This is a genomic window from Duganella sp. BJB1802, from assembly GCF_013369445.1.
GTDB lineage: Bacteria > Pseudomonadota > Gammaproteobacteria > Burkholderiales > Burkholderiaceae_D > Rugamonas > Rugamonas vulcania_A.
This window is the reverse complement of the sequence record NZ_JABWEF010000013.1, coordinates 36,914-51,896: the sequence shown is the minus strand read 5'-3', so window position 1 is coordinate 51,896 and position 14,983 is coordinate 36,914. Positions and strand designations below refer to the sequence as shown.

Below are 14,983 nucleotides of genomic sequence, written 5' to 3'. Positions count from 1 at the left end.
GGCGTGAAGTTTGTCATCATGTTGCTCGTTTCATAAAAAGGAGATGGCCGATTATGCGTATCATCGATCAGCGCTACCTTGCCAGCGGCAACCGTTATTCCTCCCAACCCTGCCTGCTCGGCATTCTCGAACTGGACCGCGAGCCGCCCACGCCGGCCGCCATGAAGGCGCTGGAGCGCCGCTTGCTGGCGGCCCTGCCGGGCCTGCGGCGCCAGCGCGGCCTGGTGGGCAAGCGCTGCGACGACCTGCCGCCGCTGGTGCCGCTGGTGCAGCAGGTGGCGCTGGAATTGCGCCGGCTGGCCTGCAACGAGGTGACGCTGGGATTCGTCGGCGTGGTGCCGCGCATGCGCGACCGCTACCGCCTGGTGCTGCCGTATTCTGCCAAGGGCGCCGCCGCGCCGGCGCTGTCGATGGCCACGCAGCTGGTGGACGCGCTGCTGGCCGGCCGCTCGTTCAACCTGAAGGCCGGCCTGTCGCGCCTGCGCGCGCTGGCCGACCGCCGCGCCACGCCGCGCAACGGCAAGCGTGGCTACTTGATGCAGACCGCCCGCACCATCTTGATGTCGGTGATGCCCAGCAGGACCTTCTCGATGCCGTCCATCTTCAATGTCAGCATGCCGTCCTCCAGCGCGGCCGCCAGCAGCTGAGCCACCCGTGCATGCTCCTGTAGCAGCTTCTTGACCTTGTCGGTGCCGATCATCAGCTCGTGCAGGCCGACGCGTCCCTTGTAGCCCTTGTTGCACTCGTCGCAGCCGATGGCGCGGTACAGCGTGAACTTGCCGTCCTTGGCGTAGCGCTGGCGCCAGCCGGCCAGCACGGCGGCGCGGCCGGCGGCGGCGTCCTTGAGGAAACTTTCCGTGCTCTGCAGCTCTTCGCAGAACTCCGTCAGCAGCAGGTTCAGTTCCTCCTCGCTCGGCTGGTAGGCCTGCTTGCACTTGCCGCACAGGCGCTTGGCCAGCCGCTGCGCCAGGATGCCCAGCAGCGCGTCGGCGAAGTTGAACGGGTCCATGCCCATGTCCAGCAGCCGCACGATCGATTCCGGCGCGCTGTTGGTGTGCAGCGTGGCGAACACCAGGTGGCCCGTCAATGAGGCTTCGATGCCCATGCCGACGGTTTCCTTGTCGCGCATCTCGCCGACCATGATGATGTCCGGGTCGGCGCGCAGGAAGGCGCGCATCACGGTCGCGAAGTCCAGCCCGGCCTTGCGGTTGACCTGCACCTGGCGCAAGCCTTTCTGCGTGATCTCGACCGGGTCCTCGGCGGTCCAGATCTTGGTGTCCGGCGTGTTCAGGTAGTTCAGCACCGAGTGCAGCGTGGTGGTCTTGCCGGAGCCGGTCGGGCCGCAGACGAAAAACAGGCCATACGGTTTCTCGATGGTGGCGCGCAGCCGCTCCAGGTTGAACGGCAGCACGCCCAGCTTGTCGAGCGGGATGGGTTCGCCGGCCGCCAGGATGCGCATCACGATGTCCTCGACGCCGCCGGCCGAGGGGATGGTCGCCACCCGCAGCTCGATGTCCAGCGGGCCGTATTTCTTGAACTTGATCTTGCCGTCCTGCGGCTTGCGCCGCTCGGAGATGTCGAGGTCGCACATGATCTTCACGCGCGCCACCAGCGCGCTGCGGTAGGCGGCCGGGATCTCGATGTAGGGCACCAGCGTGCCGTCCTTGCGGAAGCGGATGCCGGTCTTGCCCTTGCCCGGCAGCGGCTCGATGTGGATGTCCGACACGCCCTGGCGGTAGGCGTCGACGATAATCTTGTTGAGCAGCTTGACCAGCTCGTTCTCGACCGCCTCCGACACCTCGGCCGAACCGCCCTCGGCGTCGCCGTCGTCGTCGTCCATGCCCGACAGCAGATCGCCGACGCTGCCGTTGTCGCCGGCCGCGCCGAAGAAGTGCTCGATCATCTGCCGGAACTCGCGGCTGCTGGTCACGCGGAACACCGGCTTGGCCTTGGGGAAGATCTGGTTGACGATGTGGGTGTTGGCCACGCGTTCAGGATCCAGCGCCACCACCAGCATGCCGTCCTTGCCATCCTCCAGCGGCATCCAGCCCGATTCCTCGATGTACTGGCGCTTGAGGTTGCGCAGCAGTTCCACCGGCTTGAGGCGGTCCGGCCGGAAGTGCTCGTACGGCACGCCGAAGTGCCGCTCCAGCGAGGCGCCGATGGCCGCCGGCTTGACCTGGAATTCGTCGATCAGCACCTCCTCGACATCGACATCCTTCTTGCGCGCGGCGCGCGTGGCCAGCTCCAGCTCGGGCGCGGACAGCACCGCGTCGGTCACCAGCCCGTCATATTTGGTGCGTACCATTTGCGGCGGCTTCATGCGCTGGCTGAAGGCCACCGACAGCGTCTCGCACAACTCCTTCACGCCGGCCTCGGCGATGGTGGAGAAGGGCGCGCGGTCGCGGTTGTTGATGAACTGGACCACGCCCAGCAGCTCGCGCGACTGCACCGCGATCAGCGGCGCCACCAGCATCTGCTTGGTGCGGTAGCCGGTGCGCTGGTCCACGCCCTGCTGGAAGCGCAGCTCCGGCGAGTAGCGCGCCAGCTCGGCCTGGTCGTAGACGTCGGCGATGTTGACGGTCTTGCGGGTCAGCGCGACGTAGCCGGCGATGGAGGCGGGCGTGACCGCCAGCTTGAGGTCGCGGAACGAGGTCAGCCCGGTCTTGACCTTGGAGACGATGTAGTCCTTTTCATGGTCCATCGCGTACAGCGTGAAGCGGTCGCAGTTGAACAGGTCGCAGAACTCCATGCCCAGGTCGAGCATGATCTCGTCGAGGTTGCTGGTGGCGTGGATCTTGGTGGTGACCGTTTGCAGCTTCTGAAAGAACGCCAGCCTGAGGTCGACATCGCTGGGGTGTGGACTGGGGAGGCCGGCGTCGTTCATGATGCCCTCGCTAGGTCAGATGGACTTCCATGCCTTCGTAAGCGAGGAAGACTTTCAGGTCGCCCAGCAGCGGCGCGTGGCGCGCCATCACCTCGGCGAACACGGCTTCGAGTTCGTCGTCGCTGCGGGTCGGTTCATGATGGGTGCAGTATAGCGCTTTGGCGCCGGTGCGCAGCGCCAGCGAGAACGCCGAGTCGAAGGTGCCGTGGCCCCAGCCCTGCTTGGCCGGATATTCCTCGCGGGTGTAGGAGCAGTCGACGATCAGCGCGTCGACCCCTTGCACGGTGGCGTCGATGGCGGCGTTGCGCTCTTCCATCCATTGCTGGTAGGCGTCGTGCTCCGGGTGGCCGGGCGGGTGGATGTTGTAGTGCGGCTCGTGGTCGCCGGTGAAGAACACCGACTTGCCGTTGCATTCGATACGATAGCCGAGGTCGGTCACCGGATGGTTCATCACCACGTTGTGCACGGTGGCGTCGCCCACCGCGATCGGCTCGCCGACGGTGAGCGTGCGGTATTCGATGGTGGCGTCCATCTGCGTTTCGCTGACCGGGAAATAACTGTTTTGCAGCTGCACGCCCATCACGTGTTCGATACCGTTGCCGGTCACCGGGTCGGTCACGCCGTGCAGGCGCACGCGGCTGTCGCGCACGAACAGCGGCGTGAAGAAGGGCAGGCCGTGGATGTGGTCCCAGTGGCTGTGGGTGATGAAGATGTTGGCGTGGATCGGCGTGGTTTTGTTTTGCAACAGCGATTGCGCCAGCGAAAAAATGCCGGTGCCGCCGTCGATGACGATCAGGGTGTTGTCATCGGTGCGTACCTCGATACACGTGGTGTTGCCGCCGTAGCGCGCGGTGCGCGGTCCGGGGGAGGGAATGGAACCGCGCACTCCCCAAAAAATAAATTTCATGCTCATCCCTGTTTTTTAGCTCGATACGCCAATTGATGATAACTTTTTTTCCCTGCAACAGGGAAAAAGCCGACACTGCCCATGGTAATTTTGTCTCGCCGCGCATTTGTTGATGTACAACAGCTTGCGCTGAGGCTACACTTCTTCAGTGCGCTTGACGCCAGTCCATTCAACCGCTAGTGAAAAAGCAACCATGCAAGAGTTGAATCAAACCCAGATCGCGCAGCGGCTCGACCAGTTGACCGAGCTGAGCGTCCAGCTGGGCAGCAGCCACGACACCGATACGCTGTTGGAGCGCATCCTGATCGTCGCCAAGAGCATGACCAACGCCGACGGCGGCACCTTGTACCGCCCCAGCGAGGACAAGCGTCACCTCGATTTCGCCATCCTGATCAACGACACCTTGCAGACCCACCAGGGCGGCGTCAGCGGCCAGCCGATCTCGGCGCCGGGCGTGCCGCTGTTCGACGACAACGGCGAGAAGAACCTGGCCTCGGTGGCGGCCTACGCGGCCCACTTCGGCCTGTCGGTCAACATCGAGGACGTGTACAAGGCCGACGTCTTCAACTTCTCCGGCATGGTCAAGTTCGACCAGCTGCGCCACTACCATTCGCAATCGTTCCTGACGGTGCCGATGAGCGACCACGAGGGCGAACTGGTCGGCGTGCTGCAGCTGATCAACGCCAAGGACAAGGACACCGGCGCCATCCGCGCCTTCACCCAGACCGACCAGCGCTTCATCGAGGCGCTGGCGGCGCAGGGCGCGGTGGCGCTGACGCACCAGCGGCTGATCGCCCAGTTGGAGGAGCTGCTGGAAGCCCTGGTCAACTTGATCAACATCGGCATCGATGAAAAATCGCCGTACACCGGCCGCCACTGCCAGTTCGTGCCGGAACTGACGATGATGCTGGCCGAGGCCGTGCACAACACCGAGTCCGGCCCGATGGCCGAGTTCCGCATGACCGACGCCGACCGCAAGGAACTGTGGCTGGCCGGCCTGCTGCACGATTGCGGCAAGATCACCACGCCGGTGCACGTGGTCGACAAGGCCACCAAGCTGGAAACCATCTTCGACCGCATCGCGCTGATCGACACCCGCTTCGAGGTGCTGCAGCGCGACGCCGAGATCGCCGCGTTGAAGCGCAAGCTGGCGCCGGGCAGCGACCACGCCGCCATCGACGCCGAACTGGCCGCGCAACAGGCCGCGCTGCGCGCCGACCGCGACTTCATCCGCGCCGCCAACGTCGGCGGCGAGGGCATGGCGGCGGCCGACCAGGACCGCGTGCGCGCCATCGCCCAGCGCCGCTGGACCGGCCCGGACGGCGTCGAGCGCGACTTCCTCGACGCCGACGAGGTGATGAACCTGACCATCAAGTTCGGCACCTTGACCGAGCCCGAGCGCAAGCAGATCAACAACCACATCTCGATGACGATCCGCATGCTGGAGGCGCTGCCGTGGCCCAAGCACCTGAAGAACGTGCCGGAATACGCCGGCGGCCACCACGAGCGCATGGACGGCAAGGGCTATCCGCGCGGGCTGACCAAGGAGCAGATGTCGGTGCCGGCGCGGCTGATGGCGATCGCCGACATCTTCGAGGCGCTCACCGCCAAGGACCGGCCGTATAAAAAGGGCAAGATGCTGTCGGAGTCGCTGCGCATCCTGGGCAACTTCTCGCTCAACGGCCACATCGATCCCGACCTGTTCGACATCTTCATCCGCAGCAAGATCTATCTGCAGTTCGCCCACAAGAACATGGACGAGAAGCAGATCGACGTCATCGACGAATCCCTCATCCCCGGCTACACACCGTAAGGAGCGCGCGTGCGCCTGATCCCCGCCAAGTGGACCAAGGTCCTGCTGAAGTACGGACCGCGCTGGCTGCTGGGCGTGCTGATCACGGCGGCCGGCGTGCTGTATTCGCTCAACATCTGGGAGAGCGAGGCGGTGGCCCGCTTCGACAACCTGCTGGCCGGCGAGCGCATGAAGCTGGCCGCGCCGGTGCTCGATCCGCGCATCGTCATCGTCGACATTGACGGCCAGGCGCTGACCGAGTTCGGCCGCTTCCCGTGGAGCCGCAACGTGCAGGCGCGGCTGATCTCGCAGCTGACCGGGCACTACCAGGTCAAGGCGGTCGGCTACGATATCTCCTTCCCCGAGCCGGACACCAGCTCCGGCTACGGCGTGCTGGAGAAGCTGTCCAACAAGGAGCTGAGCGACGTGCCGGCGCTGCGGCAAAAGCTAGAGGAACTGAAACCGTCGCTGGACTACGACGGCCTGTTCGCCGCCGCGCTGAAAGGGCAGCCGGTGATCCTGGGCTTCAACCTGTCGCCGGACCAGGTCAAGGGCGAGCTGCCCAAGCCGCTGTTCACCGAGCGCGACCTGAACGGGCGCGAACTGACCGCCTACAACGCCCCCGGCTTCGAGGCCAACGTGCCGGTGCTGCAGCGGGCGGCGGCCGGCGGCGGCAGTTTTTCCGTGTCCACCGATCCGGACGGCATCGTGCGCTCGGCCTACCTGATCCAGCAGGTGGGCGACAACTACTATCCCTCGCTGTCGGTGGCCACGGCCGGACTGTACCTGGGCGCGCTGGCGATCAAGCCGCTGCTGACCGAATCGGTCGACCAGCTGTCGCAGAGCCAGCTGGAGAGCGGCGGCTACGACGCGCTGACCATCCTGCTGCCGGACCACAAGCAGCGCGTGATCCCGGTCGGCGAGGCGATGTCGACGGTGGTGCAGTTCCGAGGCACCGGCGGCCGGGCGGGCGGCGCCTTCCGCTACGTGTCGGCGGCCGACGTGCTGACCGGGCGCGCGCCGGTCGGGCTGTTGAAGGGCACGGCCGTGCTGATCGGCACCACCGCGCCCGGCCTGGTCGACCTGCGCGCCACGCCGGTCAAGGCCGAGTATCCGGGGGTGGAGATCCACGCCAACATCATCAAGTCCATCCTCGACAACCGCTTCAAGTCGCGCCCCTACGCGGCGTTCGTGATCGAGGCCGCGCAGATCCTGGCGATCGGCCTGCTGCTGAGCTTTGCGCTGGCCGCGCTGTCGCCGCTGCGCTCCATCCTGCTGGGCGTGCTGGTGCTGGCCGCCAGCTTCGGCCTGAACTACTACGAATACACCTCGCTCGACCTGATCTACAACCTGGCCATGCAGCTGATCGTGATCGCCTCGGTGTTCGTGCTCAACGTGGCGTGGGGCTATTTCTTCGAGGTGAGGAAGGGGCAGGCGCTGGTGTCGCGCTTCGGCGAGTACGTGGCGCCCGAGCTGGTGGCCGAGATGGCCGACGACCCGGAAAAATACAATATGGACGGCGAGAGCCGCGAGCTGACCGTGCTGTTCGTCGACGTGCGCGGCTTCACCACCATCTCCGAGGGGCTCACGCCCAAGCAGCTGCGCGAGTACATCAACCTGTACCTGACGGCGATGTCGGAGGACATCCGCGACAGCCACCGCGGCACGCTCGACAAGTACATCGGCGACGCCGTCATGGCCTTCTGGGGGGCGCCGGTGGCCTTCCCCGACCACGCCAGCCGGGCGGTGGCCACCTCGCTGCTGATGCAGGCCAGCGCGCGCCGGCTCAACGAGGACTTCATCGCGCGCGGCTGGCCGCCGCTGAAGATCGGCATCGGCCTGAACACCGGCCTGATGCACGTGGGCGACATGGGCTCGAAGATCCGCCGCGCCTACACCGTCATGGGCGACGCGGTGAACCTGGGCTCGCGGCTGGAGGGCATCACCAAGGTCTACGGCGTGGGCATCGCGGTGGGCGAGGCCACCCGCGCCGCCGCGCCGGAATACGCCTACCGCGAGCTGGACCTGGTGCGGGTCAAGGGCAAGCACGAGCCGGTGGCGATTTTCGAGCCGATTGTTCTGGACAAAGATATGGACCCGGCCACGCGCGGCGAGCTGGATCGCTGGCACGCGGCGCTCGCTGCGGTTCGGATGCAACAGTGGGACCGGGCGATGGAGATTATCGTTAACTTGCAGGAAATATTTCCTGAGCGTAGGCTCTACTCCCTATATACTGAGCGCATCACTCACTATCGAGCCCATCCTCCCGGCGCGGACTGGGATGGCGTGACCACATTCGAGACCAAATAGTGGAAAAAGCGTAAACATGATGGCGAAATAACCCGGCGCAATCTCGCCACACGCGGGAAAAAATCTGCCGCCCGGCAGGAAAAAGACGTGGCGGCCTCGGCAAAGAAGGCTACACTTAGGAATATTAGTTTCCTTGTGGATATGCTTTGCGGGCGCGATTCATCTCCCGATCACACTCCGAATAACTGGTTCGCGGCATTCCGGGGCGCGCGGACGTCACTCCCACCGGATAGAGGATGCCGTTATGAAAGCCGACACCAGCCGCTCCACGCAACGCCGCGCGCAGGCCGCGCCCTTGCGCCGCAAACTGATCGCCGTCATGGTGGCCGCCTGTTATTCGAGCGCGCAGGCGGGGCCATCCAACCCGACCGTGGTGGCCGGCCAGGCCAGCTTCAACCTGCAGGGCAAGACCTATTCGATCACCAACACGCCCAACACCATCATCAACTGGCAGAGTTTTTCGGTGGCGCCGGACGAGATCACCCGCTTCATCCAGCAGAGCGCGGACAGCAAGGTGCTCAACCGCATCACCGGCCAGAACCCGACCCAGATCCTTGGCTCGCTGCAATCGAACGGCAAGGTGTTCCTGATTAACCCGAACGGCGTGATCTTCGGCGCCGGTTCGCGGGTGGACGTCAACGGCCTGGTGGCGTCGAGCCTGGCGATCTCCAACGCCGACTTCCTGGCCGGCAAAAACAACTTCAGCGGCGACGCCACGGTGGGCAAGGTCAGTAACGCGGGCACGATCACCACGCCGTCCGGCGGCCAGATCTTCCTGGTCGCGCCGGCTGTTGAAAATAGCGGCGTCATCTCGGCGCCCAACGGCGACGTGGTGCTGGCGGCGGGCCACAGCGTGCAGCTGTTCGACTCCAAGGATCCGAACGTGCAGGTGGTGGTGTCGGCCCCGGCCGACCAGGCGCTCAACCTGGGCCAGATCGTGGCGCAGGGCGGGCGGGTCGGCGTGTACGGCGCGCTGGTCAACCAGCGCGGCGGCATTAACGCCAACAGCGCGGTGCGCGGCGCCAACGGCCAGATCATCCTCAAGGCGAGCGGCACCACGCTGCTGGAGGCGGGCAGCACGACCACCGCCACCGGCAGCAACCTCGCCACCGGCGGCGACATCCGTCTGCTGGGCGACCGCGTGGGCCTGACCGGCAATGCCGTGGTCGACGCCAGCGGCGCGGCCGGCGGCGGCACGGTGCTGGTGGGCGGCGACTACCAGGGCAAGAACGCGGCGGTGCAGAACGCGCAGCAATCGTATGTGGGCAAGGACAGCGTGATCCGGGCCGACGCCACGGCGAACGGCGACGGCGGCAAGGTCATCGTCTGGAGCGACCAGGCCACGCAGATGTTCGGCGCCATCTCCGCGCGCGGCGGCGCCAACGGCGGCAACGGCGGCTTCGTCGAAACCTCCGGCCATTACCTGAACATGCAAGGCACGGTCGATACCCTCGCGCCCAAGGGCGCCACCGGCAAGCTGTTGCTCGATCCGAGCGATGTCTACATCGCCGACAACAGCGGCGTGTCCGGCGTGCCCAGCTCGGTGGGCAACCTCAACCTGGTGACCGGGGGTACGACTTTCCTGGAATCGGGCAGCGTGCAGGATTCGCTGCTGCTGACCGGTACGCTGCACACGGCGCTGCTGGCCAATAACGTGACGGTCAGCACGGGCAACCCCAACGGCAGCGGCGGCGGCGACATTTCGGTGCTGAGCCAGATCCTGCTGCCGTCCGGCCGCACGCTGTCGCTGACGGCCGACCGCGACATCAACCTGAAGGCCCCCATCACCGGCGGCAACAGCGACTTGGTGCTGACCTCGGGCCGCTCCATCGTGCAGGTCACCGAGCCGATCGCGGCGCTCACGGTCCACAACATCAACGCGATGGCGGTCACCAACATCACGCTGGCCAACGACGGCAACGACATCGGCGGCTACGCGTCGCTGCAGGCCACCAACGGCAATGTGCTGCTGACCGGCACCAGCGTCAACCTGGCCAACAGCCTCGCGGGCGGCACGCTGACGGCCACGGCCCAGAACGGCGATTTGCGGGTCAGCGGCAACGTGACCAGCACCGGCAACATGACGCTGACCTCGGCCAAGACCAACGGCCTGGCGACGGTCGACAGCGGCATGTCCGTGCTGTCTTCGTCCGGCAATGTCGTGGTGCAGGCCGATAACATGACGCTCAACGGCACGCTGTCCGCGGCCGCGACGCACGGTGTGCGGCTGACGCCGTATTCCGACGCCACCGCCATCCAGGTCGGCGCCGGCGCCACCGACGCCGCCGGCGTGCTGGGCCTGAGCGATACCGAACTGAAGCATGTCCAGCTGCCGAACAATGGCTGGCTCAGCATCGGCGACGCCGCCGGCGGCAGCGGCTACGGCAGCGGCACCGGCAACCTGTCCGTGGTCGGCAACCTCGATTTGACCGGCGGCCAGAACGCCGGCACGCTGACCTTGTTCAGCCAGGGCGGCAACATCAGCGTCGCCAGCGGCGCGGCCGTCAAAAACACCGGTGCGCTCAGCCTGATCACGCACCCGAGCGGCGACTACCGCATCACCAACGCCGGCAGTCTCACGTCCAGCTCCGGCATCAACCTGTACGCCGGCAAGATGACGCTGGCCGGCGGCACGCTCAACAGCAGCTCGGTCAGCCTGGGTTCGACCAACGCCGTCGACATCGGCGCGACCGGCAACCCATCCAACACGCTGGCGCTGACCAACGCCGACCTGGCCAGCGCCAACACCAGCTGGCTGACGATCGACAACAACAACCAGAGCGCCGCCGGCAACATCGTTGTCAGCCAGCCGCTGACGCTGACCAACAGCCTGGCCCTGACCGCCACCGGCAACATCGCGATGCAGGCTGCGGTCACCACCGGCGGCCTGGCGCTGCGCGCCGGCACCAGTTCCAGCATCAGCGCCACCGGCAACGTGACCGTCAACGGCATCTTCAATCTGCAGGCGGGCAACTGGAATCAGGTCGGCAGCCTGCCGAGTTTCAGCGCCACCGATTTCCGCATCGCCGGCGGCAGCTTCGTGCGCGCCGCCAGCGGCGATGGCGCGATGACGCCCTACCATCTGGTCGATGTCTATGGCCTGCAAGGCATGGCCTCGTTGCCCACCACGTATTTGTACACGCTCGACAACGACATCGACGCCAGCCAGACCGCGCACTGGAATTCCATGGGCGGCAGCAACTACCAGGGCTTCAAGCCGATCGGCGATCTCGATCATGCCTATGCCGGCACGTTCGACGGCAACCACAAGAGCATCAGCGGCCTCTACATCAACCTGCCCACCACCAACCAGATCGGCCTGTTCTCGGTGCTGGGATCGGGCACGATCCGCGACCTCCGGATCGCCGGCGCGACGGTCGAGGGCAACAGCTACACCGGCGTACTGGCCGGCAGCATCCAGATGGGCGGCACCGTCAGCGGCGTGGCGATCGAATCCAACGTCTACGGCAACGGCACCAACCTCGGCGGGCTGGCGGGCTACTCCAACGGCGCCATCGGCACCTCCTACGTGGTCGGCAACGTGATCGGCAAGAACGCCTACAGCGTCGGCAGCACCGGCGGTCTGCTGGGCGGGAACGGCATGTACGGCACCCTGAACACCACCTACAGCAGCGGCGACGTCAAGACCAGCACCAACGACGTGGTCCACGCGCTGGTCGGCGCCGGCGCCGGTGGCGGCGCGGTGACGCACAGCTACTACAGCGCGGCGGGCGCAGGCAGCGACAGCGCCGGCGCGGCCGGCCTGACTTCGACGCAGATGATGCAGCAGGCCAGCTTCAGCGGTTTCGACTTCACCGGCGGCACATCGGTGTGGCGCATCTACGCAGGCCACACGACGCCGCTGCTGCGCGGCTTCCTGACGCCGCTGACGGTGAACGTGACCGGCACCGGCGGCACCAAGATCTACGACGGCGCGGCGGCGGCGTTCGGCCAGACCTACACGCACGCGGACGTCAGCGGCACGCTGGGTTTCGACGGCGCGATCAACACCGGCACCTACAACCTGGGCGGCCTGTATTCGCACCGCTACGACATCAGCTACGATGCCGCGCCGCAGATGGTCATCACGCCGCGCCACATCACCGCCACCGTCACCGGCGCCAGCAAGACCTACGACCGGCTGACTGATCTGGTGCTGGGCACTTCCGACGGCGTCTACGACTTCAGCTACGGCAACGTCGTCGGCACCGACAAGCCCGGCATCAGCGGCACGCTGAGCTTCGCCGACAAGACCGCCGGCACCGGCAAGACCGTCACGGTGGCCAGCGCGTCGCTGACCAACAACCCGAACAACAACTATGTGCTGGATGGCGCCGTCACCGGCAGCGGCACGATCAACAAGGCCAAGCTGCAGATCAGCGGCCTGAGCGCGCCCGGCCGCACCTACGACGGCACCACCGACATCACGGTGAACGGCACCGCGTCGGTCACCCCCATCTCCGGCGACGCCGTGACGCTGAGCGGTTCCAACAGCGCCAAGCTGCAGAACAAGAACGCCGGCGCCAGCAAGCTGGTGCTGCTGGACCTGAACAACTACAGCTTGTCCGGTGACGACGCCGGCAACTACATGTTGGTGTCGCCATCGAGCCTGATGACGGAAATCGCCCCCGCGCAGCTGAGCGTGAGCGGCGTCACCGCCAACAGCCGCGTCTACAACATGAACTGGAATCCGGCCGCCAGCCAGTACGGTACGGGCGCCACGCTGAATGTCGCCGGCGGCACACTCGGCGGCGTGATCGGCGGCGACGTGGTCACGCTGTCGGCCGGCAGCGGCACCTTCTCCGACCGCAACGTCGGCACCGGCAAGAGCGTGACGGCCAACGGCTTCGTGCTGGGCGGCGCCGACGGCGGCAACTATGTGGTGACCGGCCTGCCGACCGGCCTGACCGCCAACATCACGCCCGCGCCGCTGACGCTGACCCTGCTCAGCCGCCAGTACGACAACACCACCAACGCCACCTACTCCGGCGCCACGCTGAGCGGCGTGCTGGGCATGCCGGAAGGCCCGCTCGACGCGGTGTCGCTGCTGATCGGCGAGGGCAGCACCCTCAGCTATGCCGACAAGAACGTCGGCGTCAACAAGGTCGTCAACATCACCGGCGCCCAGCCCGGCATCACCGGTTCCGCTTCCGGCAACTACACGCTCAATGCTGGCGCCCGGGGCACGATCACGGCCCGTCCGACGTCGACCTGGAACGGCAGCGGCGGCGGCCTGTGGAGCGCGGCCGGCAACTGGACCGACAGCATCGCGCCGGACGGCGCCAACGTGCTGGCCGCCGTCATCGGCAGCAGCGCCGGCACCATCACCTACGACGCCAGCGCCGGCAACGTCAAGCTGAACGCGCTCACGGTCGGCAGCGGCAGCCAGCTGGCGCTGACCGCCGGCACGCTGATCGTCAACGGCACCTCCGACCTGAGCAGCGCCACGCTCACCCTCAACGGCGGCAACCTGGTGCAGAACGGCGCGATGACGGTCGCCAACCTGGCCTTGACCAACGGCGTGCTGAGCGGCACCAACAGCGCCGCCAACCTGACCGCCTACAACCTGACGCAAACCAGCAACGGCAGCATCGACACGAGCGGCTCGCTCAACGTCTACAGCAACGGCAACCTCTCGATCGGCAACGCGCGGGCGCAAAGCGGCATCACGCTGGTGGCCGGCGAGGGCAGCGGCGCCATCAGCCAGACCGGCGCCCTGCAGACCGACAGCCTGCACGCGTTCGCCACCAACGGCATCGCGCTGACCAACACCGGCAATCATGTGAACGCCTTTGCCGCCAGCAATGGGCATGGCAACATCGCGCTCACCAACACCGTCTCCAGCGGCGAGCTGGCGCTGGGCGCCTTGACCACCACCAACGGCAACATCGTCATCGACAACCATGGCGGCATCCACACCGGCGGCGCCATCCACGCCTACAACGGCGGCGTGTCGATCACCGCGCACAGCCCGATCACCATCAGCGACCAGGTGGCCGGCGACGACATCGCGCTGTCGGCCAGCACCGACATCACCTTGCTGTCGGGATCGCAGCTGAACGCGACCAATACGATCAAGATGACGGCGACCAACAACATCGTGCTGGGCGGCCTGCTCAGCGTGACCTCGCCGACCGGCAGCATCTCGGCGCTGTCCACCAACGGCAGCATCAGCGTCGGCAGCGCCACCACGATCAACAGCAACGGCGCGCCGGTGTCGCTGGCTGCGCCGTTCGGCTCGGTGAGCGCGGGCTCGATTTCACTGGGAAGCGGCACGGTGCCTGTCATCGATTCCGGTTCGTACCGCCGCAGCGTGGCCGCCGACGCCGCCGCCAAGGCCGCCGCCGATGCGATCGCCGCGCCGCAGCCGACGCCGCCGTGCCAAGGCCGCCGCCGATGTGGCCGCCATGCAGCAGCCGACGCCGCCGCGCGCCGCCGCCGATGGCGGCGCAGGCTGCGCCGACGCCGCCGCCAAGGCAGCAGCCGATGCCGCCGCCAAGGCCGCCGCCGACGCGGGCCGCCACAGCAGCAGCCGACGCCGCCACCTGCCGCCGCCGATGCGGCGGCGCAGGCTGCGGCCGACGCCGCCGCCAGGGCCGCCGCCGAAGCGCTGCCAAGGCAGCGGCCGGATGCCGCGGCCGCCAAGGCCGCAGCGATGCCGCCGCTGCTGCCGCGGTGGAAGCGCCGGAGGCCAGGCCGCCGACGCCGGCCTCGCAAGCCCTGAACAGCACGGTCAACATCATCAACACGGTCACCCAGGTCAATCTTGTCAAGAACCCGGTGGTCTCTTTGCCGACGGAAAGCAGCGTGGCGTCGACGGCGTCGGGCGGCGGCAGCAGCGGTCCCGCCAAGCCGGACGACAAGGTGCCGGACGAAAAAGACAAGGCCAGCGGCAAGGTCGATGTGCTCGCCAGCAAAAACGAGCCGACCAAAAAGATGTACTGCAATTGAGGAAACGCGATTTGCGCTGGGTCGGGCGCCGGGAGTGGACTGAAATCCAACACTCGGCACCGGCGCCATCCAATTCGGCATTTCAAATAGGCATTGAATATGGCGGCTATGCTAGCATCGGCAGAGCGTTCGCTGA

General features: G+C 66.6%; 7 protein-coding genes. 5 read left to right on the top strand and 2 right to left on the bottom strand.

Annotation, left to right across the window (positions count from 1 at the left end):
* Positions 1-53: 53 nt before the first annotated feature.
* Positions 54-647 carry a hypothetical protein gene (locus tag HUX88_RS20070; protein ID WP_176362910.1) on the top strand — a complete coding sequence of 198 codons (594 nt, stop codon included), beginning with the start codon at positions 54-56 and terminating at the stop codon, positions 645-647.
* Here the strand turns inward: HUX88_RS20070 and HUX88_RS20065 are convergent.
* Positions 530-2,887: a GspE/PulE family protein gene (locus HUX88_RS20065; protein WP_176362909.1), complete on the bottom strand. Its 2,358-nt coding sequence runs from the start codon at positions 2,885-2,887 to the stop codon at positions 530-532. The two genes, HUX88_RS20070 and HUX88_RS20065, sit on opposite strands and share 118 nt — an antisense overlap.
* 10 nt (positions 2,888-2,897) lie before the next feature.
* Entirely contained in the window at positions 2,898-3,794 is an 897-nt protein-coding gene (locus HUX88_RS20060; RefSeq protein WP_117015004.1) for an MBL fold metallo-hydrolase, read from the bottom strand.
* Positions 3,795-3,987: 193 nt separating this feature from the next.
* Between HUX88_RS20060 and HUX88_RS20055 the strand changes: the two genes are divergently transcribed.
* The 4 genes from HUX88_RS20055 (at position 3,988) to HUX88_RS20040 (ending at position 14,847) form a co-directional block, all read left to right on the top strand.
* Positions 3,988-5,607, top strand: a complete 1,620-nt coding sequence (locus HUX88_RS20055; RefSeq protein ID WP_176362908.1) for an HD family phosphohydrolase — start codon at positions 3,988-3,990, stop codon at positions 5,605-5,607.
* A gap of 9 nt (positions 5,608-5,616) precedes the next feature.
* The gene (locus HUX88_RS20050; RefSeq protein WP_176362907.1) at positions 5,617-7,896 is read left to right on the top strand and encodes an adenylate/guanylate cyclase domain-containing protein; all 2,280 of its coding nucleotides are present in this window, start codon (positions 5,617-5,619) and stop codon (positions 7,894-7,896) included.
* Between the two features lie 244 nt (positions 7,897-8,140).
* The gene (locus HUX88_RS20045; RefSeq protein WP_176362906.1) at positions 8,141-14,620 is read left to right on the top strand and encodes a YDG domain-containing protein; all 6,480 of its coding nucleotides are present in this window, start codon (positions 8,141-8,143) and stop codon (positions 14,618-14,620) included.
* Positions 14,572-14,847, top strand: coding sequence for a hypothetical protein (locus HUX88_RS20040; RefSeq protein ID WP_176362905.1), 276 nt, complete (start codon positions 14,572-14,574; stop codon positions 14,845-14,847). Before HUX88_RS20045 ends, HUX88_RS20040 begins: the two co-directional genes overlap by 49 nt.
* Positions 14,848-14,983: the final 136 nt, after the last annotated feature.

What these genes read in the sequence shown, in the direction of transcription:
- HUX88_RS20070 (WP_176362910.1), top strand. Translation starts at nt 54, where the DNA reads ATGCGTATCATCGATCAGCGCTACCTTGCCAGCGGCAACCGTTATTCC.
- HUX88_RS20065 (WP_176362909.1), bottom strand. Translation starts at nt 2,887, where the DNA reads ATGAACGACGCCGGCCTCCCCAGTCCACACCCCAGCGATGTCGACCTC.
- HUX88_RS20060 (WP_117015004.1), bottom strand. Translation starts at nt 3,794, where the DNA reads ATGAAATTTATTTTTTGGGGAGTGCGCGGTTCCATTCCCTCCCCCGGA.
- HUX88_RS20055 (WP_176362908.1), top strand. Translation starts at nt 3,988, where the DNA reads ATGCAAGAGTTGAATCAAACCCAGATCGCGCAGCGGCTCGACCAGTTG.
- HUX88_RS20045 (WP_176362906.1), top strand. Translation starts at nt 8,141, where the DNA reads ATGAAAGCCGACACCAGCCGCTCCACGCAACGCCGCGCGCAGGCCGCG.